Origin of the sequence: Kutzneria kofuensis, from assembly GCF_014203355.1 — a bacterium.
Lineage (GTDB): Bacteria > Actinomycetota > Actinomycetes > Mycobacteriales > Pseudonocardiaceae > Kutzneria > Kutzneria kofuensis.
The window spans coordinates 5,346,349-5,371,134 of sequence record NZ_JACHIR010000001.1 but is presented as its reverse complement, the minus strand read 5'-3'; the positions used below and the strand labels follow the sequence as shown (position 1 = coordinate 5,371,134).

At 68.4% G+C, this 24,786-nt stretch carries 21 protein-coding genes and 1 pseudogene; 8 read left to right on the top strand and 14 right to left on the bottom strand.

Going from position 1 to position 24,786, the window contains the following annotated elements:
* Nucleotides 1-647: 647 nt before the first annotated feature.
* Nucleotides 648-839 (bottom strand): annotated as a pseudogene (locus BJ998_RS49605) (DUF2399 domain-containing protein); the annotation flags it as partial.
* 1,000 nt (nucleotides 840-1,839) lie between these two features.
* On the opposite strand from BJ998_RS49605, the gene BJ998_RS24885 reads away from it, so the two are divergent.
* Nucleotides 1,840-2,931 carry an IS701 family transposase gene (locus BJ998_RS24885; RefSeq protein WP_184860234.1) on the top strand — a complete coding sequence of 364 codons (1,092 nt, stop codon included), beginning with the start codon at nucleotides 1,840-1,842 and terminating at the stop codon, nucleotides 2,929-2,931.
* Nucleotides 2,932-3,326: 395 nt separating this feature from the next.
* Here BJ998_RS24885 and BJ998_RS24880 read toward each other — a convergent pair whose 3' ends face one another.
* Nucleotides 3,327-3,500: a hypothetical protein gene (locus tag BJ998_RS24880; protein ID WP_184865342.1), complete on the bottom strand. Its 174-nt coding sequence runs from the start codon at nucleotides 3,498-3,500 to the stop codon at nucleotides 3,327-3,329.
* Between the two features lie 373 nt (nucleotides 3,501-3,873).
* Nucleotides 3,874-5,739: a DNA/RNA helicase domain-containing protein gene (locus BJ998_RS24875; protein WP_312890567.1), complete on the bottom strand. Its 1,866-nt coding sequence runs from the start codon at nucleotides 5,737-5,739 to the stop codon at nucleotides 3,874-3,876.
* Nucleotides 5,740-6,030: 291 nt separating this feature from the next.
* On the opposite strand from BJ998_RS24875, the gene BJ998_RS24870 reads away from it, so the two are divergent.
* On the top strand, nucleotides 6,031-6,384 hold the full coding sequence (locus BJ998_RS24870; protein ID WP_184865340.1) for a hypothetical protein: 354 nt from the start codon (nucleotides 6,031-6,033) through the stop codon (nucleotides 6,382-6,384).
* A gap of 12 nt (nucleotides 6,385-6,396) precedes the next feature.
* Here BJ998_RS24870 and BJ998_RS46635 read toward each other — a convergent pair whose 3' ends face one another.
* Both BJ998_RS46635 and BJ998_RS46630 read right to left on the bottom strand, forming a co-directional pair.
* Nucleotides 6,397-6,675 carry a hypothetical protein gene (locus BJ998_RS46635; protein ID WP_221338116.1) on the bottom strand — a complete coding sequence of 93 codons (279 nt, stop codon included), beginning with the start codon at nucleotides 6,673-6,675 and terminating at the stop codon, nucleotides 6,397-6,399.
* A 126-nt stretch (nucleotides 6,676-6,801) separates the two neighbouring features.
* A complete protein-coding gene (locus BJ998_RS46630; RefSeq protein ID WP_221338115.1) occupies nucleotides 6,802-7,038 on the bottom strand; it encodes an ImmA/IrrE family metallo-endopeptidase in 237 nt (78 codons plus the stop codon).
* Between the two features lie 152 nt (nucleotides 7,039-7,190).
* Between BJ998_RS46630 and BJ998_RS24860 the strand changes: the two genes are divergently transcribed.
* A complete protein-coding gene (locus tag BJ998_RS24860; protein WP_345031115.1) occupies nucleotides 7,191-9,056 on the top strand; it encodes a DNA/RNA helicase domain-containing protein in 1,866 nt (621 codons plus the stop codon).
* 34 nt (nucleotides 9,057-9,090) lie between these two features.
* Here the strand turns inward: BJ998_RS24860 and BJ998_RS24855 are convergent, their stop codons facing one another.
* The 6 genes from BJ998_RS24855 to BJ998_RS24830 form a co-directional block, all read right to left on the bottom strand.
* Nucleotides 9,091-10,347: a cytochrome P450 gene (locus BJ998_RS24855; protein ID WP_184865338.1), complete on the bottom strand. Its 1,257-nt coding sequence runs from the start codon at nucleotides 10,345-10,347 to the stop codon at nucleotides 9,091-9,093.
* Nucleotides 10,348-10,380: 33 nt separating this feature from the next.
* Entirely contained in the window at nucleotides 10,381-11,292 is a 912-nt protein-coding gene (locus BJ998_RS24850; protein WP_184865336.1) for a transketolase family protein, read from the bottom strand.
* Nucleotides 11,289-11,981 carry a thiamine pyrophosphate-binding protein gene (locus BJ998_RS24845; protein WP_184865334.1) on the bottom strand — a complete coding sequence of 231 codons (693 nt, stop codon included), beginning with the start codon at nucleotides 11,979-11,981 and terminating at the stop codon, nucleotides 11,289-11,291. The genes BJ998_RS24850 and BJ998_RS24845 overlap by 4 nt, the downstream gene beginning before the upstream one ends.
* A gap of 22 nt (nucleotides 11,982-12,003) precedes the next feature.
* Nucleotides 12,004-12,828, bottom strand: coding sequence for an SAM-dependent methyltransferase (locus BJ998_RS24840; RefSeq protein ID WP_184865332.1), 825 nt, complete (start codon nucleotides 12,826-12,828; stop codon nucleotides 12,004-12,006).
* A gap of 108 nt (nucleotides 12,829-12,936) precedes the next feature.
* Nucleotides 12,937-14,268 carry a helix-turn-helix transcriptional regulator gene (locus BJ998_RS24835; protein WP_246488646.1) on the bottom strand — a complete coding sequence of 444 codons (1,332 nt, stop codon included), beginning with the start codon at nucleotides 14,266-14,268 and terminating at the stop codon, nucleotides 12,937-12,939.
* Between the two features lie 255 nt (nucleotides 14,269-14,523).
* A complete protein-coding gene (locus tag BJ998_RS24830) occupies nucleotides 14,524-14,964 on the bottom strand; it encodes a type II 3-dehydroquinate dehydratase (protein WP_184865330.1) in 441 nt (146 codons plus the stop codon).
* Between the two features lie 430 nt (nucleotides 14,965-15,394).
* Between BJ998_RS24830 and BJ998_RS24825 the strand changes: the two genes are divergently transcribed.
* The 3 genes from BJ998_RS24825 to mhpA all read left to right on the top strand — a co-directional run bounded on the left by BJ998_RS24825 (nucleotide 15,395) and on the right by mhpA (nucleotide 18,920).
* A complete protein-coding gene (locus BJ998_RS24825; protein ID WP_184868910.1) occupies nucleotides 15,395-16,132 on the top strand; it encodes a thioesterase II family protein in 738 nt (245 codons plus the stop codon).
* A 77-nt stretch (nucleotides 16,133-16,209) separates the two neighbouring features.
* Nucleotides 16,210-17,415 carry a phthiocerol/phthiodiolone dimycocerosyl transferase family protein gene (locus BJ998_RS24820; protein WP_184865327.1) on the top strand — a complete coding sequence of 402 codons (1,206 nt, stop codon included), beginning with the start codon at nucleotides 16,210-16,212 and terminating at the stop codon, nucleotides 17,413-17,415.
* Entirely contained in the window at nucleotides 17,412-18,920 is a 1,509-nt protein-coding gene (gene mhpA / locus BJ998_RS24815; RefSeq protein WP_184865325.1) for a bifunctional 3-(3-hydroxy-phenyl)propionate/3-hydroxycinnamic acid hydroxylase MhpA, read from the top strand. The genes BJ998_RS24820 and mhpA overlap by 4 nt, the downstream gene beginning before the upstream one ends.
* A 68-nt stretch (nucleotides 18,921-18,988) precedes the next feature.
* On the opposite strand, the gene BJ998_RS24810 is transcribed toward mhpA, so the two are convergent.
* Complete coding sequence (locus tag BJ998_RS24810; RefSeq protein WP_376776008.1) at nucleotides 18,989-20,329, bottom strand: NDP-hexose 2,3-dehydratase family protein; 1,341 nt, start codon at nucleotides 20,327-20,329, stop codon at nucleotides 18,989-18,991.
* 301 nt (nucleotides 20,330-20,630) lie between these two features.
* Here BJ998_RS24810 and BJ998_RS24805 point away from each other — a divergent pair, with 301 nt between their 5' ends.
* Together BJ998_RS24805 and BJ998_RS24800 are read left to right on the top strand one after the other, a co-directional pair.
* Nucleotides 20,631-21,638: a Gfo/Idh/MocA family protein gene (locus tag BJ998_RS24805; RefSeq protein ID WP_184865321.1), complete on the top strand. Its 1,008-nt coding sequence runs from the start codon at nucleotides 20,631-20,633 to the stop codon at nucleotides 21,636-21,638.
* A 2-nt stretch (nucleotides 21,639-21,640) separates the two neighbouring features.
* Nucleotides 21,641-22,957 carry an aminotransferase family protein gene (locus BJ998_RS24800; RefSeq protein WP_184868909.1) on the top strand — a complete coding sequence of 439 codons (1,317 nt, stop codon included), beginning with the start codon at nucleotides 21,641-21,643 and terminating at the stop codon, nucleotides 22,955-22,957.
* A gap of 58 nt (nucleotides 22,958-23,015) precedes the next feature.
* Here BJ998_RS24800 and BJ998_RS24795 read toward each other — a convergent pair whose 3' ends face one another.
* Nucleotides 23,016-23,618, bottom strand: coding sequence for a dTDP-4-dehydrorhamnose 3,5-epimerase family protein (locus BJ998_RS24795; RefSeq protein ID WP_184868908.1), 603 nt, complete (start codon nucleotides 23,616-23,618; stop codon nucleotides 23,016-23,018).
* A 26-nt stretch (nucleotides 23,619-23,644) separates the two neighbouring features.
* Complete coding sequence (locus tag BJ998_RS24790) at nucleotides 23,645-24,784, bottom strand: glycosyltransferase (protein ID WP_184865319.1); 1,140 nt, start codon at nucleotides 24,782-24,784, stop codon at nucleotides 23,645-23,647.
* Nucleotides 24,785-24,786 lie beyond the last annotated feature (2 nt).

Sequence of the window (24,786 nt, the reverse complement as noted above, 5' to 3'; positions counted from 1 at the left end):
GGAACTCCGCCGCACAGCCCTACACGCGGGTCGTCGCCGCCGACAGCAGATCGCCTCGATGCGAAAGGGCGACGTGTGCAAGTAGGAGCTCGCGCGTTTGCGGTCCGAGACCTCGTCCAGTCCGTCGAGCACCACAAAGTGCGACTTCGACAGCCAGAGCAGCAGCTGGGCGTCCGTCACCGGGCTGACGGCGGTGTGGTAATCCGGTCCGCTATACACCACAGCAGGGCCTGTCCTGATCGCCGGCGACGGAGTCGGCGAGCGGTCGAATGGACGTGGAACGGCCGCCCTCGCGTCACGGGCAGCACGATGCCCAGCCTGCCGATCAAGTCGCCCGCGAACCCGTTGACACTGCCGTACCTTCGACAGCAACCGATGTTCGGGCAGGTCCTTCAACTGTGCCACCTGGTACGTCTGACAGATCAGCTACGGTAGCGTCGTCCTTTGCCCTGGCCAGCACCGCCGAGGACGACGAGTCCGTACCGTGAACTCAACTGACTGTGGTCATGTCGCCGAGTAGCACGTCGAGCAGAGCCTCCTCATGTACGGCGAGATGTAGGGCGAGCCGATGGGAACACACCTCTTGAGAGAGGTCGGGACTCCACGGAGTGCCTGGCGCGATGCCGGTGAGCGGCAGACGCGTGCCGTCAAACCGCAGCGAGGTAGTCGTCCGCAAAGAACCGCCACGACACCACACCTCTTTCGAACAATCGCGAAGCGATGCGAACACCCGCGGGCGTCGAACCACCGTGGCACCGAACCGCCACCCCATCAGCGACAAGACGGTCCATCGCCAACAGTGACACGGTCGCTGGATATCCCGACGTGCTCAGCAGCGGTCTCGCGGTGCCGGCACGCGCGGCTGCTTACAGGACTTGCGGGTTCGCGCACGCGAACACGTCCTGTCCAGCCACCGCCCACGGGCGGTGCGCGGCGACGTGCCACTCCTGAAGTGTCACATGGGTGACCAAGCCAAGTTCGGCGCGCGCCCGCATCATCACCGCCCACGGGACGTCTCGCGGTCCGGGGCGCAAGGCCTGGGTCAGCACCGCGCCGGACACGGAATCGGGTGTTACGCCAACAAGTGCCCACAATTCTCCCGCTGGCCTGTCGCCGTCGAGGGAATGGGTTCGCCGGTCGCCGCGGAGACGGCTCTGACCACGAGCGCGGTCGTCAGCTGGTCATCGTCCAGGGCATACGCGGCTAGCCAACTCCGCCAGCTCGAACGACGGTGGGATGGGCAGCGCATCCCTCAGCGCGTCAGAACGTCGCGCGGTCAGCGGCATAACCGAGGCCATACCCAGAACGGACATGGCCGCCGGATCACCGTCTCCGCGTCATCGCCGGCCCTGCTAAGCAGTCCGGCGCGCCGGGCCCGCTCTGCCATTCAACGACCCACGGAACGGAGTCGAGCCTGAACTCGGAGAGTGCGTCTTCCCACCGGCTCACAGGTCAAGTTTCGACTCCTCTCGGGCCCTGAGCTGCGCTCTGCGATTGGTCAACGGGCCGCCGGCCAGTTCGGCGACAACTGTGGCCATGCCGTGCGCGACCGCAGACGAGCGCAGAAAGAACGGCGTCCAGTTCGGCGAGCTGGACCCTCGCACGACCGTCCGCCACTGTGCGTCCGAGCAGACCGGACAGGTGTTCGGCGGTCTGATCGTACAACTTGGCCACTAGTACTACAGCCGCACGGTGTGATACTTGTCGGCGTGTCGTGTTCACGGAGACCGCCGATGCGTGATCGACTTGGGTGTGCCGGACATGGAGCAGGACCTCACGGCCCTACCGGAGACGAACGCGGACGATCGCCTGGCGCGGTGGCGGGCAGGGTTCGAGGACATGTTCGCGCTGGTCGCAGGCCGGTTCGCACAGGCAGACTCACGCCACCGGGCCAGGATGTACCTGCTGGGCTTGCTGTCGGGCGCCGAGCGCAAGAACTCCTGGACGATCGCCGAGCAGGCCGGTGACCTGGCCCCTGACGGCATGCAGCGCCTGCTGAACTTCTACCGCTGGGACGCCGACGCGGTCCGAGACGACCTGCGGGACTACGTGCTGGACCAGATCACTGATCCCACCGGGGTCGTGGTCGCCGACGAGACCGGATTCCTCAAGAAAGGCACCAAATCCGCCGGTGTCCAACGGCAGTACTCCGGCACCGCCGGTCGGATCGAGAACTGCCAACTCGGCGTGTTCTTGACCTACGTGTCGGCCCGGGGGCGGGCGTTGATCGACCGCGAGCTCTACCTGCCCGCGTCCTGGACCGACGACCGCGAGCGCTGCGCGGAGGCCGGGATCGACGAGGATGTGGAGTTCGCGACCAAGCCCGTGCTGGCCCAACACATGCTGGCTCGCCTGCTGGAGGCGGGAAGGGACATCGACTGGTTCACCGCGGACGAGGCATACGGCGACAATCCCGGCCTGCGAACCTGGCTAGAAGACAACGACATCGACTACGTCATGGCCGTTTCCTGCGATCAGCGCTTCACCACCCCGAAAGGCGCTGTGCGGGCGGATGCGTTGGCTCGCAGCGCACCGCGCAAGGGCTGGCAACGCCTGTCGGCCGGTGAGGGCAGCAAGGGGCGCCGGCTGTATGACTGGCTGCTGCTGGACCCGGGCGCGGACGAGCACCTTCTCGTGGTGCGCCGGTCGATCAGCAAGCCGGACGAGTTGGCGTACTACATCTGCCACACCCGCCGTCCCGTGCCGTTGGCAGAACTTGTCCGGGTCGCCGGCAGTCGTTGGGGTGTCGAGGAAACCTTCCAGTTCGCCAAGAACGAGACCGGCTTGGACCACTACCAGGTCCGCAAGTATCAGGCGTGGTACCGACATGTCACGCTGTCGATGCTGGCCGCCGCGTTCCTGGCCGTGACCGCGTCCGCTGAACGCGACCGCGACGCAAAGGGGGCGTCACAGCCGGCCACGAGTGTTTGATCCCGTTGTCGTGCAACGAGATCAGACGTTTGTGGGCCATCCTGACGCGACCGACGCACCCCCGAGCGCACACTGATCGATGGTCGGACTGGCGGCGACTTCATCAGACCCACGCCCGGCGATGCCACTACCAGCGGCAACACCGCAAACATCACAGCCTGCGGCTGTAGTACTAGGTAGCCAACGAGGTTCAGACCGTTGCGTTCCAGTCGCTGCCGAATGGAACGCCACAGCGGCGCGAGGCTGGGCTTAGCCATGTATGCACGCGCTTTATCCGGATCCGTCCGGTCATCGCTTACCTAGCCGACCGCAGATAGTGCCGAGGTCGCAAGTGACCTCCATAGCGTCGCCGAACTTCAGCTTCTTCAGTCGCGCCTGCTCGCAGCGATACGCCATCAACCGCTTACCGTCGACCGGACCGTAGAACCAAAGGCATCTTCCTCCTCGGGCTCGGGCGCCGCGGCCGCCACCACGTCCTCGTACGCATCGGGCGCTGACGCGACGATCGGCTGGCCCTGCTTGTTGGCCGACAGCCGCAGGGATTCCATGCCAATCTCGCCGAGCGCCATGCCGGGAAATTCTCCTCCTCGCCCACGTACTCGAGATCGATGCGCCAGGGGTACGGCCGGTCCGGCCACACCCACTCGTCGGTTGATAGAGAGATCGGGCGACCTTGGCGAACACGGCTCTGCGAGCCGGACGTCCTTCCAACCGCCTGGCTGAACGCGGCTGCTCGGTCCAAGGTGCCCGAACACCACAGAATCGCCGAACCGCAGAGAACCAGCCATGTGCAGGCCGTCCGATTTGGACAACGCGTCGTCCTCCCAACCCCACACCCGTCGAGCCAGGCCGATCTCCAGGTTTCCAGCCGAGTTCTGGTTCTTGGGAACGTAGGTGCAGGCGGTCCGAGTCACCGCGCCTCCGCTTCCACCATGCCAGCGCTCAGCGAGAGTACGTCTGCAAGAATCGGTTCGTCGTCTCGTCCACCGAGTGCAGGCAGACGCCGTGCATGCCGCGGGTGAGCAGCACTTTGTAGGTGTTGCGGACGAGTTCGTCGAACCGGGCGCGATCCCGCTTGACCGCCTTGTCCCTGGATTCATCGATCTGAGCGACCCACTGGCCGTCTCGGATGACGAGATCCTTCCCGAAGATCACGCCCGCCCAGTCGTACTCGAACCCCTGCGCGGTATAGATGCATCCGACCTGGTTGAAGCCCCTGGGATCGGACGCCCACAGCGCCGCCGGCGGCGCGTCGTCAACCCTCTTGCCGTCGGGCGTGTTCCACGGCCGCTTCCAGTTCCCGATGGTCACGTCATCCACCAGGCGGTGGCCGCCCCGGCCGTTCGGCTTCGGGTCGCTCCAGGGCCAGCAGAAGCCAGCCGCGATCCGCGCCGTGCCACCGGCCATTCGCATGCGGCCCGAGAGCCATTCCTCAAGACTCACGGGGGAACTCTCGGTACGCACGACGTATTCGTCGTCCGTCCCCGCTACAAGGTCCGACCAGACGATCGGCGGCTGCTCGGAGAGACCGAGCAACCGCCGCACCCACTCGTCGTACAGGACGGAACCACCGCACCTGAACTGGCCCTCCAGCCGGACCACCTCGACCTGGCAGCCCCGCGCCACCGCGGCCTGCTCGATGTACGCCCTGGTCCCGACCTCGTTGGGTCGCACGACCTGGTGCTCGTCGAGCAGGAACACCGGCACCTTCGCAACATCGATCAGTTCCTCGATCTGCAACCGGTTGCCGTCGCCGTTCGACCGCTTGTCGCGGATACGATGCGCCTCGTCGCAGATCACGACGTCCAGTTCGTTCGCCTCCTTCCGGCGAAAGTCGAAGAAGTACATGAACAGTTGCGCCACACGGTGGTCACCGAGGGCCACGCGCTTTCGCAACGTCTGGGTGAAGGCCCGAGATCCGGTGGCGTGCAACACCTTCCGCCCGGTCCTGGCGAGTTTCGCCAGCAGGGACATCGCGATGGCGCTCTTGCCGGAGCCCGGTCCGCCGAGCACGATGACGACTCGCTTGGGACCGTCGCCCGTCCGCACCGACGTGACCGCGTCCATCACCATGTTGTAGGCCAGCTTCTGCTCGTCGAGCAGCACGAAGTCGCCCCGGTTCTCGAACATGGCGGCCGCGGTGGCCAACAGCGTCCGTGCCGGTGCTGCCTTCGCGTCCAGCAGTTCCTTCGCCAACTGTCGGTTCGCGCTGATGTCCGCCGTGGCGTCCAGCACCCGCTGCAACACCTTCTCGAGAACCGACGTTCTGCTGCGCGTGACCAGGTAGTCCTGCGCGGTGAACCTGGGGCGATCCAGCGCCGCGCACTCCTCGTCCTCCGCGTTGTGTAGGTACGCGATGCCGCGGACCCGGTGCGGGTTACGGCCGAGATCCGGGTAGAAGTCGAGCAGCTGCTGACCGTACCGAAACACCTGTTCGGACGGATGCAGCTGAAGGCTGTCCAGGCCCTTGACCCGAAAGCCACCGGCCTCCGCGGTGATCGGCGCCGACCATTGCTTGAGCTCGACCAACATGTACGAAGGTTCACTGGTGTCGGGAGTCAGGCCGCAGAGAACCGCGTCGATCCGTTTCGGGCTGTACGGCAGCCGGTGCTCGAGGACAACCTGCACGTCCGGCAAGCCGGCCCGCTCCATCACGTCCAGGAGAGCCGGGAGACTCTTCCGCCAAGCGCCGACCTCTCCCGTTTCCGCGTTCACCGGTTGCCACGAGCCCGTCGCTCGCACGAGATCACGAACCAACGTGCCTTCGGCCATCCTTTGCCGCAGCTCCGCGACGCTGCCGCTGACCACCTGACTCAACCGCGCTCCCCAGTGACGGACAGTCAACCGGTTAGCAGTACCACACGATCGGGTGACACACGGACGTATCGACGACCAATTGCCAGGTTGCTCGCCGTTGACATATTCACCGGCACCGCTCAGTCGCTACCGCTAGATCGATCCGCGGCGTCCGTGGCTGACTGGGTACACCGTGAGTCCGGACGGCTCGCGGATGATTCCACCGGGAGGACACTGATGGCATCACAGCCTGATTCGGTCACGGCCCTCATCGGGCACCTCGAGTCCTCGAGGTTCCAACTGGTGAGTGAGAGCCGCGGCGGGATGGGCGGCGTGCAACTCATCTACACCGGCGCATTCGACGAGATTCCGACGACGGTGGAGATCAATGCCGACCGCAGGCACTGGCGGGTGCTGCTGAAGTTCGACGGCATGAACGGATTCACTACAACGCACGTGTTGACCGCCTATTTGGACGGTACTGAGGTCGTCGATGCCGACGTGGACTTCGAGGCCGCGTTCATCCGCGAGCGTGGAACTGAGGCTGCTGCCGCGTTCCGCCAGGATCCCAATGCCGACCGAACGATTACCGAGATCGGCCAGGCATGGATGGCACGCGTGAACGAGGAACTCATGAAGAAGTTCGGGGGCTCATGACGGGAGGATAGGTCAGTCCGTGGTCCTCAGCAGGGACACGACGGGATTGCCGCCACCGGCCGGCATCGTCGCCTCCGGCAAGCGCGACACGACCGTGCGAAACAGCCCCAGCGGCGCCTGGCATTCGGCGGCCAGCCCCCGCTCGTCGACACCGGTCTGCTCGGTGAGCAACGCGACGGCCTTCGGCAGCGGCGACGGCTGGTCGAGCAGCCGCCGCGGCCCGGGCTCGCAGCGGCGCCAGCCGCAGTTGGTCACGGTGGTCATGGCGTTGCGATAGGTGACATCGCTCATCACGTGCAGCGTCCTCGCCCGGTACAGCAACCGCCTGCAGGCTCACGTTCCAGTGCTGCTTGAGCTCGCCGAGTCGACGCCAGTCGGCCCGACTCGGCAGCTGCTCGATGATGTTCTCCGCCGGCTTCAGGAACTCGGCGGCAAAACGTTGGCCTGGTCCTCGACGGCGCGCCTTCCGGGCTCGGCATCGACGTGCATCACCAGGCGCCCCAACTCGGGAGCGACGTCGAACCGCTGGCGGTAGTAGTCGTCCTTCATAACGTTGAGCAGCACCATCGGGCGCTGCGGGGTGTCGAACGAGTACGCGTCCACGGTGGCGTTGTCCCTCGGGCTGAACACGACGAGACAACCGTGGTTGTCCACCAAGCGGACCAGATGGCCGACAGGTCCCTTCGGCAGGTCCCAGCGCCGACCGATCAGCGATGGCGTGTCCCCGCGAGATCACGTGAACCCAGGCTCTAACCTTGTCGGCTCACACCGACTTGGGGGATCAAGTGGCTCTCGATCGTGGCAGCGTGTCGGACCTACTCGCGAGATTCGACCACGGTCAGCTCATCGAACACCTGCAGGAGCAGGCCAGGTACGCGGGCGCCAGGGCGGGCGCCGCCGAGGTGCGCTCCTGGCAGAACAGCCTGCCGGTGCTGTTCCGGGATCTGGTCGACGCCGGCCTGGGCGACGTGGAAGTGCTGCTGGAGCACCAGCTTCCGCACAGCAAGATGCGGATCGACGTCGTCCTCTGCGGAATCCATCCACGGACTCGTGAGACCAGCTTCGTCTTCGTGGAACTGAAGCAGTGGTCACGAGCGGAGGCGAAGCTGGAATCAGTCGTCATCGTGCCTGCGCTCGGCATGCGGATACACCCTACGGAGCAGGTCCGCGGCTACTGTCAGTACTTCATCGACCACACACCCGCGCTGGCGCAACGGCCGCGGGCGGTGCGAGGCGTCGCCTACCTGCACAACGCCCGGCGGGCCGACGTCGTCGCCAACCGCGTCGACGAGTACGGTCGACTGTTCACATTGGACGATCGGGCGAAGCTGGTCGAGCACTTGCGCTCGGTCCTCGCGGTCGACGGCTCACGGGACGCGAACCGGGACGCCGGCGACGAGTTCCTGAGGTTCGAGCACAGGCCGACGAAGCCGTTCCTGGCGCACGTGGCGGCCGAACTCCAGGACCGCGAGCAGTTCGTGCTGTTGGACGACCAGAAGGTCGCCTACGAGATCGTGCTCGACGCCGTGGTCCGGTCGAGGGCGGCGAAGACCCGAACCGTGGTGATCGTGATGGGTGGTCCGGGCTCGGGCAAGAGCGTGATCGCGCTGAGCCTGGTCGCCGAGCTCGCCCGGCGCGGAGTCGAGGTCGCGCACGCGACCGGCTCCAGGTCGTTCACCGAGACGATGCGCAAGTACGGCGGCAAGGACAGTCCGCGCCTGCGCGGAATGTTCAAGTACTTCAACTCCTTCGTCGGCGCCGAGCCCGCCGACCTCCGCGTGCTGATCTGCGACGAGGCCCACCGGATCCGGGAGACCGGCGTCAACCGATACACCACCAAGGCGCAGCGGGAGCGAGCACGACGGCAGATCGACGAACTCATCGACGTGGCCACCGTTCCGGTGTTCCTGCTCGACGAGAACCAGGTCGTGCGGCCGGGCGAGATGGGCTCGGAGGCTGAGATCACCGCCGCCGCGCGGGCGGCGGGATGCGAGGTCGAGGTCATTCGCCTGCGCGACCAGCTGCGCTGCGGCGGCTCGGTGTCCTACGACACCTGGGTCTCCCGGCTGCTCGGCATCGGACCGGAGGTGGGACCGCCGATCCCGTGGAGCGCGATCGCGGGTCCGCTGGACGAGGCGATCACGGTGACGTCGGCGCCGTCGCCCGCCCACCTGGAGAAGTGGGTGCTGGCGCAGCAGGCCGAGTATCGCGGGATCGGCCGTCTGACCGCCGGCTTTTGTTGGCCGTGGAGCAAGCCGACGCAGACCGCGGACGGCCCCCGGCTCGTGGAGGACGTCACCATCGGCGACTGGCGGCGCCCGTGGAACGCGAAGGCCGACGCCAAGCTGAAGGTGCCCGACGTCCCGGAGTCGTCGTACTGGGCGACCGACGAGCGCGGTTTCGGCCAGGTCGGCTGCATCTACACGGCTCAGGGCTTCGAATACGACTGGTCAGGCGTGATCTTCGGCCCGGACCTCGTCCGTCGCGACGGCCGATGGGTGTCGAACCGGTCGGTGTCGAAGGACCCCGATCTACGCAGGGCTGACGACGTCCACTTCACGGCCCTGGTCAAGAACACATACAAGGTGCTTCTCACCCGTGGGATGCGCGGCACCGCGGTGTTCTCGACGGATCCCGAGACGCAGGCATTTCTGGAAGAGATGACGTCCTAGCCGTATAGAGCCGTGAAGTTTGGGAACGCCAGCGTCAGGGGGTGTCCCAAGTGACGGGGAGGGCGTGCACGCCGTAGGTGAGCATGTCGTTGCGGAGGGGGATCTCCTCGGCGGGGACGGAGAGGCGGAGGTTGGGGAGGCGGCGCAGGAGCTCGTTGTAGGCGATGGTCATCTCGATGCGGGCGAGCTGCTGGCCGAGGCACTGGTGAACGCCGTGGCCGAAGGCGAGGTGGGGACCACGGGCCCGGGTGACGTCGAGGAGGTCGGGGTCGGACCACTGCTGCTTGTCGCGGTTGGCAGCGACGACGGAGATCACGACGGTGGCGCCGGCGGGGAGGAGCTCGCCGGCGAGCTCGACCTCCTCCTTGGCAAAGCGGAAGATCCCGGTGTGGACGATGGACAGGAACCGCAGGAGTTCCTCGACGGCGTCGGACATCAGGGAAGGGTCGGCGCGGAGGGTGGCGAGCTGGGAAGGGTGCTGTAGGAGGACGAAAGTGCCTAGCCCCAGCATGTTCGACGTGGTCTCGTGGCCGGCGATGAGCAGCAGGTTGGCGATGTTGATGAGCTCGTCGTCGGACAGGGCGGCATCGGCGTCGTGGATGAGGCCGGAGATCATGTCGTCGGAGGGGTGCGCCCGCTTGTGCGTGATGAGGCTCTGCATGAAGGCCCGCTGGGCCTCCATGTTGGCGACGGCCTCGGCGGCGGGCAGGTCCATCCGCAGCAGGTTGGCGGTGGTGCGCTGGAACTCCTCACGCTCCTCGTAGCCGACGCCGAGCAGCTCGCACATCACCAAGGTCGGCACGGGCTGGGCGAAAGCGGGCACGAGGTCGGCGCTGTTTCCGCTGGCCAGCAAGGCATCCAGCCGCTCGGTGACGATCTCCTGGATCCGGTCGGTCAGCTGGCGCATCCGCCGCAGGGTGAACTGCCCGGTGAGCATCCGCCGATACCGGGTGTGCTCGGGCGGGTCCATGTTGATGAAGGACCCGGCCCGGGACTTGTCGTCACGCAGCTTCTCCCGCAGCGCCTCGGGGAGCTCCTTGAACCGGGGGTGGTACTGGAACCGGTCGGCCGACATCCGAGGATCGGCCAGCACGGCACGGGCCTCCTCGTACCCGGTCACCAGCCAGAACGGGTCGCCGCCGGGCAGGGTCGCCTTGTTGACGGGGCCCTTCTCGGCCAAGGCCGTCAGGGGCGCCGGCGGCGTGAACGGGTCGTCGCGGTCGAGGAGCTCCACCGGCACGGGAGCGCGCAGCGCGTCGTTGTTGGCGGGCTTGGTCTCAGTGTTGGTCACTTCGGAAACTCCTCGGAGCGGCCCCGTGGCGGGCTAGTTGAAGAATCTGGTGATCGACGCGGCCAGGCTCTCCGGGTCCACACCGAACAGCTTGTCGTGGTCCTCGGCGGTGCCGTAGGCCCGCGCCTCGCGGTCCCGCCACACGCCGAACGACAGCACCCGGTGCGGCACGTCGGTGAGCGCCTCGTTCACCTCGTGCGAGGACGTGCCCTTCAGGTAGGGCTCGACGAGCACGACGTTCGCGCGCGCGTCGGCCACCGCGGCGCGCAGGCCGGCGTGGTCGAAGGGCCGGATCGTGGAGGTGTACAGCACCGTCGCATCGATGTTCGCGGTGGCGGCGAGCACCTGGTCCAGCATCGGGCCGACGGCGATCACCACACCGGCGGTTCCCTTGCGCAGCACGGTGAAGCCGTCGGTGACGGGGACCGGTTCGCCGTTGGCCCGTTCGGACAGTCGCATGTAGACACGACCGTCGCCGGCGATCGCCTTGCGCAGCAAGGGACCGACCTCGTCCTCGTGTCCGGGAACGTGCACGGTCCAGCCGGGAAGCGTGTCCAGCAGCGCGACATCGCCGGGCCCCTGGTGGGTACGGCCCCACGACGGGTCGTCGTAGGAGGCGCCGACGCTGACCAGCACGGCGCCGACGTCCTGGTGGTTCAGGCCGATCTTGATCTGCTCGAACGGCCGCTCGATCAGGAACGGCGCGTAGGTGTGCACCACCGGCCGCATGCCGGCGAGCGCGAAGCCGCCGGCGATGTCGATCATCGCCTGTTCCCGGATGCCGAAGTTGAGCACCCGGTCCGGGTACTCCTTCTTGACGTCCCAGAAGAACCACGACGAGATGTCGGCGGTCAGCATGACCACCCGGGGGTCCGAAGCCAGCGACTCGATCACCGTCTCGGCGAAGACGGTGCGCATCTGCTTCCTGGTCACCTGAGCGGTCATGCCGCGCTCCCTTCCGAGATGGGGAGGACCTCCGCCACCACGGCCCGCGGCCGTCCGTCGGTTTCCCTGGTCAGCGCCTGGTACAGCTGGTCCTGGTCGCGACCGTCCACGGTGCTCGCGAGCCAGCCCTCCATCTCGAAGCGCTTGGCGATGCCGTCCGGCCAACCGAGGCTGGCGGTCTTGTTGTCGATCACGATGACGGTGAGGCGGTCCAGGCCGAGGCGGCCGGCGATGGCCATCGTCTCGTGGTTGCTGCCCTCGTCGAACTCGCCGTCGCCGATCAGCACGAACACGCGGGCGTCGCGGCCCTGCGCGCGCAGCGCGAGCGCGGTCCCCACGCCGAGCGGGAGCCCGTGGCCGAGCGAGCCGCTGCTGATCTCCACCCCGGGCGCGATCACGTGGTCCGGGTGCATGCCCAGCGGCGAGTCGAAGGTGCGCCAGACGTCCAGCGCGTCCGGGTCGATGAAGCCCTTCGCGGCGAGCACCGCGTAGTAGGCCATCGGCCCGTGCCCCTTGGACAGGTAGAACCGGTCCCGGTCGGGGTCGTCGATGGTCTCCGGCGACACGTTCAGCACGCGGTCGTAGAGCACCCAGATGGCGTCCAAAGTGGACGTCGCGGCGGCCAGGTGCTTGTTGTCACCGGTCATCCTGGCGATGAGGTCTTGCAGCGTCTCTTCCGTTGTCTGCATGGTTGCGCGCTTCCCGTGGTGATCAGGCCGGCTTGCGGGCGGTGAGGAGGACGTAGCCCAGCGCCGACTCGTCGCTGAAGGTCTGGAAGCGCGAGAGCACGACCTCGAACTGCGCCTCGCCGATGTGCGGCAGGGCCTGCTCGCGCAGCGCCCGGAAGCGCTCGGCGGCCTTGCCCCACGACGGCCGGGTGAACTTGCTGACGTCCTCGCTGGCCTCGGGCTCGAGCCCGGCCTCGCGCAGGTGCGCCAGGTACTCCTCCAGGTCGACGACCGTGAGCACGCCGCCGCCGTTCTCGTGCACGCGGGCGGCGTCGGCCGCCGCACCGGCGGCGCCCGGCACCAGCAGGAAGTCGCTGATCGCCAGCTGCCCGCCGGGCTTGAGTGCCTTGGCCGCCTTGCTGATCACGTGCCAGCGGTCCGGCATGTGGTGCAGCGACTCCATCGCCCAGACCAGGTCGAACGACTCGTCGGGGAACGGCAGGTCCATCGCGTCGCCGTACTGAAAGGACAGTCGGTCGGACAGTCCGGCCGCGGCGGCGCGTTCGTTGGCGCGCTGGATCTGGCGCTCGCTGATCGAGACGCCGACGACCTCGATGTCGTGGGTGCTCGCCAGCCGGATCGCCGGCTCGCCGATGCCGCAGCCGATGTCGAGCAGGCGGGCGCCGGGCCGAATGGTCAGCATGGCGCTCAGCCGGTCGGTCAGCTTGGTGGTGGCCTCCTCCAGCGACGAGGACAGATCGTCCCAGTAGCCGTGGTGCAGGTTCAGGCCCCAGACATCGTCGAGCAGATCCGCGAATTGGTCGTAGCCATGTCCGATCTCGGTCGGCGTCGGCGTCGGCTTTGTCACCGGTCCCCCTCAACCATCATGTGTTTTCCCGTACGTCGGGGTTCGGCCAGCAGACGTCGGCCGCCCGGGCGTCATTGACCGGGCGGGCCGCCGAACATGAACGGGCCGCTATTGCATTGCTTTCCAGCTGGCCGCCAACTCGACACGCGAGGCGACACTCATCTTCTGGTACACCTTCTTGAGATGGAATGCCACGGTGTGCCGAGAGATGAACAGCTGGCGGCCGACCTCGTTGTTGGTGTGCCCCTGGCTCACCAGCTCCGCGACCGCGAACTCCGTGTTGGTGAGTCCGTGCGGAAGATCGCCATCGCGCTCCACGGCACGGATCGCACCGCGACGCACACCGAAATCGCGAAGCTTGTTAACGATTCGGGACGCGTCACGGGTGGCGCCGACCGCCGTATAGGCCCCCAGCGCCGACTCCAGAATATGAATCGTGTTGTTCCGCTCGGACCGCCTCGCGGCCAGCAGGCCGGCCAGATCCTCCCGCGCGGACGCGCCGCACCAGCGGTCGGGATACAGATTCGCCGCCTCGAGCAGCTTGCACGAGTCCTTCTCCAGCAGGCCGGCCGCGTGCAGCGCGGCCGCCCTGACCACGCCGAATCGCGACTGCTTGCCGGACGCGGCGCAGGCCGCGATCACCACGGCCTGCGCGAGGTCACGGGCACCCAGCTTGCCCGATGCCCGCACGAGCCAGGACGCCGCCGCCGGTTCCGACACCAGAAGCTGACGAAGAACAAAAGGATGGGTGACGATTCCGGCGATGAGTCCCGCCGCGTTGTCCACCCCGCCCCGCGCCTCCGCCGCCTGCGCGGTGACCCACGCCCCGGCGGCCTGTCCGAAATAGCCCAGCAGGGCTTCCCCGGTCAGTTTGTCCACGAAATGCAGGCAGGCCCGCATGTCCGCCCGGCGCAGCGCGCCGAGCGCCATCACCACATAACCGGTGGGCAGCAGTGAGCGGGCGCCGCAGCGTTCCGCGACCCGCAGCCCCGCGTTCACCTCGGCCAGGCCCTCCTCGACCCGTCCCATGGCGAACAGCAGGTCACCCCGGATGACGTGCGACGTCGCCGTCACCCGTTCCGCCTCTGACGCCCCCCGGCGCATCTCAAGGGAGTTCAGTGCCCGCCAGGCGGCGTCGAGCTCCCTCGCCTTGATCAGCAATGCGATGTGCCAGAAAGGGGCGAGTTCGCACGGCTCGTGGTTGTCGTCGCATTTGACGTCCACCGCCGCGGCGGCTTCCTGCAACCCCACGTCGAGCCGCCCGTCGTACCAGGACCAGGCGGAACGCCGAAAAAATCCGGCGGCCTCGCACGATCCCGGAAGAAAATCATCGACGGATCCAGCAAAAGGATGCTGCGGAAAACGCCTCTCCGGTATGTAGCTGTTTTGATCACGAGAAATCTCTACGCCGACAGGCGGCGACTCCAGCAAGTAAGACAAAGATCCCCCTCGGCTCCCCCAGCGAAGTTTTGCCCTTGTTGCCGATTACCGACCATACCTTCGGCTCGGCGCTGCGTCCAGAGGGATCCCCGTGACCAAGTTTCCGCTGCTCACAGCGTCACGCTAGGTATTCGACCCTTGGTTAGATTGACCGAACGGTTGACATTCCGGGAAACGGTTGACGATTCAAGGAAGCAGGTTGTACGCGCGTAGTGAAGTCCGTGTGATGTCCAACAGGTTTCGGCACGTCGACCGTCACGTTTCCGGGCACAGGTGCAACAACGCCTGGGCCGCCAGACGGTACCCGAAAGCGCCCAATCCGATCACCACACCACTGGCGAGCGGAGCGATCACCGACTCGTGCCGAAAGCTTTCCCGGGCCCAGACGTTGCTCAGGTGGACCTCGATCCACGGCGGCGAATAGCTCGCCAACGCGTCCCGAAGGCTCCAGCCGGCGATCATCAGCGCCCCCGGATTGACGATCGCCCCGACCGTGCTGTCACGGTGCTGGTGGATCGCGCCGACCAGGTCACCCTCCCCGTCACGCTGGATCGACACCACCTCCCAGCCGCGCACGGCGACCTCCTCGGCGACCGCCTTCTCGATGTCCGCGAGAGTGTCGGTGCCGTAGATCTCCGGCTCGCGATAGCCCAGGGCGCCCAGGTTGGGACCGTTGAGGAGAAGCACAACACTCACGGGAGACCTCTCTGTCCGGTGCAGCGGCTTGTGCTCTGTTCAGCGCAGGGGTGATTTCCCCACCCCACCGCAGGCTAGGACAGCCGCCGACCACCGGACATCCCCCATTCTGATAGCACCAAAGGGCAATGCTGCCAGCACCGATGTGCGGGGCCGACGGACCGACGGGCAATGCTCGCGGACAGACGGGCAGCGCCGCGCGGGGACCGGTAGGAAACGAGGGATGCACCCCTTTGCCGTGACGCAGTCCACAGTGGATTCCGCACGAGGGCTGGAGCGGAGCAGACGGGGGCGACGAGTGCGGCCGAGCGGGGACGGCTATCAGGTCGAAGGATGCTCAGCCGGTGGCCACTTCCTTAACGTTGGCGGAACGACGCCTTCGGAAGGGAACCCTGCTGTGCCTCAGCCTGCCGAGCACGTCGAGAAGTGGATGCGCCGGTTCCACCCGGCGCCCGCGGCGCGGGCCCGCCTGGTGTGCCTGCCGCACGCCGGCGGGTCGGCGAGCTTCTTCTTCCCGCTGGCCAAGGCGCTCGCCCCGGCCATCGAGGTGCTGGCGGTGCAGTACCCGGGGCGCCAGGACCGACGGCACGAGCCGCCGGTCGGCAGCATCCCGGCCCTGGCCGACGACATCCTCGACGCGCTGCGCCACCTGGATGACCGGCCCCTTGCGCTGTTCGGACACAGCATGGGCGCGATCACCGGCTACGAGGTGGCGCTGCGGATGGCCGACGCCGGGCTGCCCGCGCCGGTGCACCTGTTCGCCTCGGGGCGTCGGGCGCCGTCCCGCTACCGGGACGAGAGCGTTCACCAGGTGTCGGACGACCGGCTGGTGGCCGAGCTGCGGACCCTGGGCGGGTCCGACGCGGCGATGCTGGAGGACCCGGAGCTGCTGGAGATGATCCTGCCGGCGATCCGCGGCGACTACCGGGCCGTCGAGACGTACCGGCACGATCCCGGCCGCCGGCTGGACTGCCCGATCACGGTCTTCACCGGCGACGCCGATCCGCGGGTGTCGCTGGACGAGGCCCGCGCCTGGACCCGGCACACCACCGGCCCGACGGACCTGCGGGTGCTGCCGGGCGGCCACTTCTTCCTGGTCGAGCAGGCCGTGCCCATGATCAGGACGATCGCCGAGAAGCTGGCCGACGGCGCGCTCATCGGACCGTGACTACTCACCTTGGTGATGGCCGTGGCGGGGACCGTCGGCGAGCCTGAGCCCACTGGGGATGCACTGGAGGGGAACTCGTGACGCGAGCTGGTGTTCGGCGTGCGCTGGCGCCCAGCGAGAGGATCCACGCGATCCGGGAGTCGTACATCGGCTACACGGTGCGCGCCGCCGGCCGGCTGGACCCGGAGGCGCTGACCACCGCCTACGAGGCCGTGTGCCGGGCGTATCCCCAGCTCTCGGCCCGGGTCGAGTTCGCTGACGACGGCGTTGTGCTCACCGAGTCCGACGCCCGACCGCAGGTCCGGTTCACCGACGGCGACCTCGACCGGCCGCTGGCCGGCCTGGAGGTCGACCAGAACCGGTCGCTGAGCGCGCTCAACGTCGTGCGTGACGGCTACGAGGCCAGTGTCTGCCTGGCGATTCAGCACAGCGTCGCCGACGCGCACCACGCGATGGCGGTGCTCACACAGCTCTGGTCGTGCTACACCGACGTCGTCAACGGTGTGCCCCTTGACCTGGCGGAACAGCCGTACCCCCGGTCGCTGGAGGACCTGCTGGCCGAGCGCGGCATTCACGCGAACGCCCCGGCCGCAACGGAAACCCCGGCTCCGATGCCGCCGGTGGCGCTGCCGGACCCGGTGATCCGGCACGTGATCCAGTACCGCCTGACCGCGGCCGAGACGACCGCGCTGGTGGATCTGGGCCACCGCGAGCACGTGACGATGAACGGCCTGGTGTCGGCCGCGATCCTGCTGGCCGAGGCCGAGATGCGCGAGATGCCACTGACCGACCTGCTGTACCGGTACTCGGTGAACCTGCGCAGCCGCCTCACGCCGCCGGTCGGCGCGACCGAGGGCACGAACGTGCTCGGCGGCGTGGCGTTCAAGGTCACCGACGGCATCGAGCACAGCGCCCTGGCGATCGGCCGGGCCATCGGCGCGCAGCTGCGGGCCGGGCTGGCCGACGGTTCCGTGCAGCGCAGCATCCTGGACATGTTGAGCCGGCCAGCCGGCGCGAAGGCGTTCGACCCGAGCCAGATGCTCGCCGTGGTCAGCATCATGAACTGGGGCGTCGCGCCGAGGATGCGGACGCCGGACGGCCTGCGGCTGACCAACCTGCGTTCGGCTTCCCGGATGCGGGAGGCCATCGCGCTCGGCGGCTACGTGCTGAGCACCTTCGACGGCCGGATCGGCATCGACCTGGCGTGGCCCGAGGGTGATCCGTCGGTGCCGGGGCGCATCGACTGCCTGCGCGAGCAGTTCGGCCGCTTGGTTCGGCGATGACGGACGCGGATGTCGTCATCGTCGGCAACGGGCCGATCGGCGCCACCCTGTCGGTGCTGCTGGCCCAGCGCGGCTGGCGGGTGACGGTGCTGGAACGCCGCCCCAAGCCGTACAGGCTGCCGCGGGCGACCAGTTTCGACGGCGAGACCGCTCGGCTGTTGGCCGCCACCGGAATCGGCCCGGACCTGGGACGAATCACCGCGCCGGCCAACGGGTACCAGTGGCAGACTGCCGCCGGTCAGACGCTGTTGGACATCGCGTTCACCACGACCGGCCCGTACGGCTGGCCGGATGCGAACACCATGCACCAGCCGTCGCTGGAGGAGCTCATTGCCGCCCGGGTCAAGGAACTTCCCGGCATCAAGGTGCTGCGTGGGCACGAGGTCGTGGGCATCGTCGACGGCGACGAGCACGTGACCGTGACCGCCACCGACGAGGACGACGCGACGCGGACCCTCAGGGCGCGGTGGGTGGTGGGCTGCGACGGGGCCAACAGCTTCGTGCGGGATCACCTCGACGTGCCCGTGACCGATCTCGGGTTCTCGTACGAGTGGCTGCTCTGCGACGTCGAGCTCCACGAGCCGCGCGAATTCGTGCCGACCAACGTGCAGATCTGCGACCCGGCCCGGCCGACGACGCTGGTGGGCAGCGGTCCCGGGCGGCGGCGCTGGGAGTTCATGCGGCTGCCTGACGAGAGCACCGCCGAGCTGAACAAGGACGAGACGGCGTGGCGGCTGATGGCGCCGTTCGGCGTGACTCCGGACACGGCGACCCTGTTGCGCAGCACCACGTACATCTTCCAGGCCAGGTGGGCCGACCAGTGGCGGGTGGGCCGCGTCCTGCTCGCCGGCGACGCCGCGCACCTGATGCCGCCGTTCGCCGGGCAGGGCATGTGCTCCGGCATTCGCGACGTGACCAATCTGGCGTGGAAGCTGGACCTCACGCTCCGTGGTCGGGCCGACGCGTCCATTCTGGACAGTTACACCGAGGAACGCCGTGAGCAGGCCAAGGAGGCGATTCTCGCCTCGGTCCAGCTGGGTCGGGTGATCTGCGTGACCGATCCGGCGGCCGCCGCGGAGCGGGACGCCACCGTGCTGGCCAACCGCCGTGGCAAGGCGGCGACTCGACCGGAGCCCGCGAAGCCGCTCACCGTCGGGTTGCTCCACGACAGCCCCGGCGCCGGCGCGGTCGTGCCGCAGGGTCGGGTGAGTCTGAACGGCACCACCGGCTTGTTCGATGACGTTGTGGGGCGGGGGTTTGTGCTGCTCACCACCGAGGCGCTGGACGGGAACCCCTTGGCCGAGCTCGATGCCCACGTGGTCCATTTGGCCGACGGCGTGGACGTCGACGACGTCTATCGGCCGTTCTTGGCGCAGTACCAGGCGACTTCGCTGCTTGTTCGGCCGGACTACCACGTCTTCGGCTCCGCTCGGGGAACCGACGGGCTGGCGAAGCTGGTCGAGGGCCTGACGAACCGGCTGCGCGCCGCGGTGCCGGCCAGCTGACACACCGACTGACACACAGGGAAAGGGCCGGGTCCGAGGACCCGGCCCTTCCTTGTGCCGCAAGGACGTCAGAGGCTGCGCATGCTGGCCATCAGGCTGCGCAGCTCGACCGTCAGGTAGTTGCTGTGCGACAGCAGGGACATCAGCTGGTTCAACGTCGTCCAGAGATACCTGTCGTCGGGCTCGGCGGCGAAGTCGTCCTCGACCTCGACGACCAGGTACCGGTTCTGGGCGTGGTAGAAGCGGCCGCCTTCCTCGGAGTGCACGACGTCGAGACGGACGCGGCAGGAGGGAGCGGCGAGGGCGTAGTCGAGGTAGGGCGGGCGGTGTTCGGCCGGCGCATCGACGTAGTTGCCGGGCTGGCAGTGCACGGTGGCGGTGAGCTCGGCGATGTTGAGGGTGCCGGCGTCGCTACGAGCCTGCACGAGAGCGTGCAGGGTGCCGCCGATCCGCTTGACGAGCAGAGCCAAGAGACCGGACTGCTTGGGGGCGACCAGGGGCTGCGTCCACGAGGTGACTTCGCGGTTGCTGGCCTGCACGGAAACGGCCATGACGTCGAAGTACTTGCCGGCCCGGTGGTCGATGACCTCGGGCCCCAGCCGCCAGCCGTCCTCGACGACCTCCTTGAGCGGCACCCGCCGCTGCACGAGCTCCTGCCGGGCCCGGATCTCGGTGAGCCAGCTGAGGATCCGCGCCGGATCGTGCACGGCGTGACCGTGACCGGACAGGGAGTTCAGGATGGCGTCGCTGAAGGAGTCGCCGGTGTCGTCGGGCCGGGTCAGGGCGGGCGGGATGCACGACAGCACGGTCCGGGAGTCCATGTTCACCATGTGGTCCAGCCGCATCAGCCGGCGCATCTGGCTCAGCGTGAGCCAGCAGAAGTCCTCGTCCAGCGGCACGTCCTCGTCGGTCTCGACGACGATGTTCCGATTCCGCTTGTGCAGGAACCACGAGCCCTGCTCGGACTGCAGCCCGTCGAACAGCACCCGGGCGCGGGAACCGGGCCGGAAGTACTCGATGTACTTGGTGCCGGCGCCGCCGTGCACCTGCATGTAGTTGCTACGGGTGGCCTGCACGGTCGGCGAGATCTGCAAGCCGTTGATGTTGCCGGGCTCCATCTTGGCCTGCATCAGGCAGTGCAGCACCCCGCCGAACCGCTTGACCAGGATGCCGAGCACGCCGATCTCGGGCTGCACGATGATCGGCTGGATCCACTCGCTCACCCACGGCCGGTCGGTCCGCACCCGCAGGCCCTCGACGGAGAAGAACCGGCCGCTGGCGTGCACGAGGTTGCCGCTGTCCGGCTCGAAGTCCCAGCCCCGCAGGTCGGCGAACGGAATCCGGTCCACCCGGAAGCTGTTGGCCCGGGCCCGCGCGTTGAACCAGGAGTGGAAGTCCGCCATGGACATGACGGCGTCGTCGGCCACGGCTAAGGCCGACCCGGTTGCCGGCGCCGTGTCCGCAGCGCTCGCGATGTCGACCACGTGACCCCCTCGGGTACACATCGGACAGTGTCGGTGGATCCCCCCGTAGGCTAGGACCGCCTTGTCCGCCTGGGCATCCTCAGGTCTGATAGCCCCGGCCATCAGGACCTATCAGGTCAGGGGATGCCCCAAGGTGCAGCGCCCGCCCTACGCTCCGGACGGACCATGCAGGCCGCGGGACGGCCCCACCACTGCACTTCGGCGGTCCCGGAGGGAAGGAGATCTTGTGACTCCCGTGCGCATCGGGATCATCGGATGCGCGAGCATCGCCCACCGCAGGATGCTTCCCGCGATGGCCGCCCTACCCGGCGTGGAGATCGTCGCGATCGCCAGCCGGCACGTCGACAAGGCATCCGCCGCCGCCCGCGCCTACGCCTGCCGCGCGGTCACGGGCTACGAGGCGCTGCTGCATCTCGACGAGGTCGAGGCGGTCTACGTCCCGCTACCGAACGCCATGCACGCCACGTGGATCGAGCGCGCCCTGGACGCCGGTAAGCACGTGCTCGCCGAGAAGCCGTTGACCACCAGCGTCTCCCGTACCCACGAGCTGGTGGCCACGGCCCGATCCCGTGGCCTGGTGCTGATGGAGAACGTGATGTTCCTCCACCACAGCCAGCACGCGGCGGTCCGCAGCCTGGTGGCGGACGGCGCGATCGGCGAGCTGCGGGCCTTCCACGCCGCGTTCGCGGTGCCGCGCCGGCCGGCCGACGACATCCGCTACAGCGCGGACCTGGGCGGCGGTGCGCTGCTGGACACCGGGGTCTACCCGATCCGGGCGGCGATGTCCTTCCTGGGCAACGACTTGCAGGTCGCGTCGGCGGTGCTCACCCGCCGGCACGGCCATTCCGTCGACTCCGCCGGGCAGGCACTGCTGTGCGCCAGCAATGGTGTCGGCGCGTCGGTGACCTTCGGCCTGGACCACGCCTACCGGTCCGGCTACGAACTCTGGGGCAGCGAGGGGCGGATCGTCCTCGAACACGCCTTCACGCCGCCAGCCGACCACGTCCCGGTGGTGCGCCTGGAGCGGCCGTCCGGACTCGACGAGATCCTGCTGGCGCCGGACGACCAGGTGGCGAACACGCTTGACGCGTTCGCCACGGCCATCGAATCCGGGCAGCTGCCCGACCACGACGGTGTGCTGCGGCAGGCGGTTCTCGTCGACGACATACGCACCAGGGCGCGGCTCTACGTCGATCACGCCACCGAGCGGATGCCAGGAGGATCCCTATCGTGACCATGACCGTGAACCCCGCCGCGGGCACGTCCCAGCTGTTGGCCGCGCGGCTGCAGATTCCCCCGATCTCCTACAGCCACGCCTTCGGGTCCTGGGTGTTCGGCACCGACGGGAAGCGCTACCTCGACGGCGCCAGCGGCATCGTCAACGTGAACATCGGCCACGCCCATCCGGTGGTGGTGGACGCGCTGCGGGAGCAGGTGGGCATCTGCACCTACGCCAGCCCCGGCACGTTCGCGCCGACGCAGATGGAGCAGCTGGCCGCGGCCACGGCCCGGGCGGTGCACCGCCCGGACGACCGGGTCATGTTCACCCCCACCGGCACGCACGCCACCGAGGCCGCGATCTCCTTGGCCCGACTGGTGCAGCGGGCGCGGGGCGAGGAGGGCCGGCACAAGATCCTGACGTCCACGCTCGGCTACCACGGCAACAGCGCCTTCGTGCTGGCGCTGTCCGGGCACCGTTCCCGGCGGCCGCACCCGGACGACAGCTTCGGCATCGCCCCCGCCTTCGACCCGCCGTATCCCAACCAGCACATCGGCTGCCCGTTCCCGACCTGCCGGGTGGAGTGCGCGCAGACGGTGCGCGACGCCATCGTCAACGCCGGCCCGGAGACGGTCGCCGCGGTGCTGATGGAGCCGGTCAACGGCACGACCGGCGGCGGCTACGTGCCGCCGGCCGGCTACCTGCGGGCGGTCCGCGAGATCTGCGACGAGTACGGCGTGCTGTTCATCCAGGACGAGGTGCTGACCGGTCTGGGCCGCACCGGCCTGCCGCTGGCCTCGCACCACACGCCGGGCGCGGACGCCGACATCATCACGCTGTCGAAGGGCCTCGGCGCGGGCTACGTGCCGCTGGCGGCGACGATGCTCGCGCCACAGCTGGCCGAGGACATCATGTCCAGCGGAAAGTGGTTGCCTCTCATGGGAACCATGTCGGCGACGCCACTGCAGGGCCGCGCCGGGCTGGCGGTGCTGTCGGTGTTGGAGGACCTCGGCACCTTCGACCGTGACGCGGTCAAGGGCTCGGCGGTGGGCCAGCTGGTCGCCGACGCCGCACGGAACCACCCGCTGGTCAAGGATGTCCGCGGCATCGGCTACTTCTACGGCATCGAGCTGGTCCCGGGCACCATCGGCGACGCCATGCGGATCACCAGGAGCAACGGCCTGCTGCTCTACCCGCACGCCGGCTGGCACCCCGACCACACCGGCGAGGGCCTGCTGGTGGCGCCGCCGCTGAACGCCACGGACGCCGACCTGGACTTCCTCGGCGAGTCGCTGCGCAAGTCGCTGGCTCAGCTGAGCGAACGCACGAACTGACCGGCACACAAGCGAAAGGCCCCGGACCGAAGGTCCGGGGCCTTTCGCCGCAACGGGTTCACTGCTGCTGACGGGCCGCCCGCAGCTTCAGGCACGTGTCGTAGGTCGGCAGCAGGCCGAGTTCGCCGGCCTCGCGCAGGGTCGGCGCGGCGGCGTCGCGCTCGGACAGGATCGGCTCGCCGGGAAGCTTGAGCGGCAGGCCGATCTCCGGGTCCAGCGGGTGCACGGTGAGCACCTCGGCCGGCCGGTAGAGGTCGGAGAGCTGGTACTGGACGCAGGTGTCGTCGGTCAGTGCCACGAAGGCGTGCCCCAGCCCCTCCTCCACGTAGACCGAGGTGGCGCCGGCCCCGTCGAGCACGATCATGTCCCACCGGCCGAAGGTCGGCGAGCCGATCCGCACGTCGACGACGAAGTCCAGCATCGAGCCACGGATGCACGTGACGAACTTGGCCAGGCCCGGCGGGGTCGCCGCGCCGTGCACGCCCCGCAGGACGTTGCGGCACGACGTGGAGACGTTGGTCTGCAACACCTTCGGCGCGTAGCCGAGCGCCTCCGCCAGCACGTCCTCGCGGTACACCTCGTAGAAGTCGCCGCGCGCGTCGCCGAAGGACTTCGACTCGATCAGGAACGAGCCGTCGATCTCCAGCGGCCGCACGGTCATGCTGCGGGTGATGACACTGCCGGTGGTCATGCCTTGACGAGTGCCTCGACGCGCCGGGCCACCTCGTCCGGCCCCGGCAGGGCGGCGATCTCGGCGGCGAGGCCGGCCGCGGCCTCGGCGTACGAGGGGTTGGTGATGATCTCCTGGCAGGTCTTGGCGATGACCTCGCTGGTGGCCTCCTCCGGCGTGAGCACGACGGCGGCGCCGGTCTCGGCCAGGCGGCGGGCCATGTCGGCCGCGCGGTACATCCGGGTGTCGGGGATCAGCACCTGCGGCACGCCGAAGGTGAGGCCGGTCATCATGGTGCTGCCGCCGGTCTGGTGCACCAATACGTCGCAGGTGGGGGCGACGACGTCCAGCGGAATCCAGCCGGCCCGCACGTTCTGCAGCCGCTCACGCAGGGTCGGCGCGGCGTCCTCGGTCACCGCGACCACGACCTCCGAGTCCAGGGTGGCGATGTTCTCGACGACGCCCTGCAGGAAGTCGTACTGGTTGTAGCTCGCGACGCCGGTGCCGATGGTCACGCCGATCCGGCTGCCCTCGCCGCGGGTGTACATCCACGGCTCCAGCACGGCCTGCGAGTTGCCGGGGATCCAGCGCATCATCTGCGCGGGCGCGGCGTCGGCCGGACGCATGCTCGGCGGCGCGATCTCGATCGTCATCGCCGGCTCGGGCAGGCCGTCCAGGCCCAGCGCGGTCAGCTGCTCGCGCAGCTGCTCCTGTGCGCCCTGGTCCATGAACTTCGGGTCGTGGATGTCCCACGCGTGCCGCACGTACGGCACGCCGAGGTGGGCCGACAGCAGGGGACCGGCGTAGGAGGTGACGCCGCTGATGATGACGTCCGGGCGCCAGTCCTTCGACAGCGCCAGCAAGGCGTCGAGCGTCACGTACTCCATGTGGGCGTACCAGCGGCCGGCCATGATCTCGCGCTCGAGCGGCTCGTCGGGCACGCGCGTCAGGCCGCTCTGGGCGATGATCTGCTGCGGCGTCAGGTTGGGGTCGGTGACCCGAACGGCCGCGAGGCCGACGCCCGAGATGGTCGGCATCAGCTCGTCGACCGAGGCGGTGGTCATGACCTGGTGGCCCGCGTTGCGCAGGGCGTTGGCGAGCGGGACGTGACTGAACACCGTCGACGGGGCGACCCCGGCCAGAACAAGAACCTTCACGA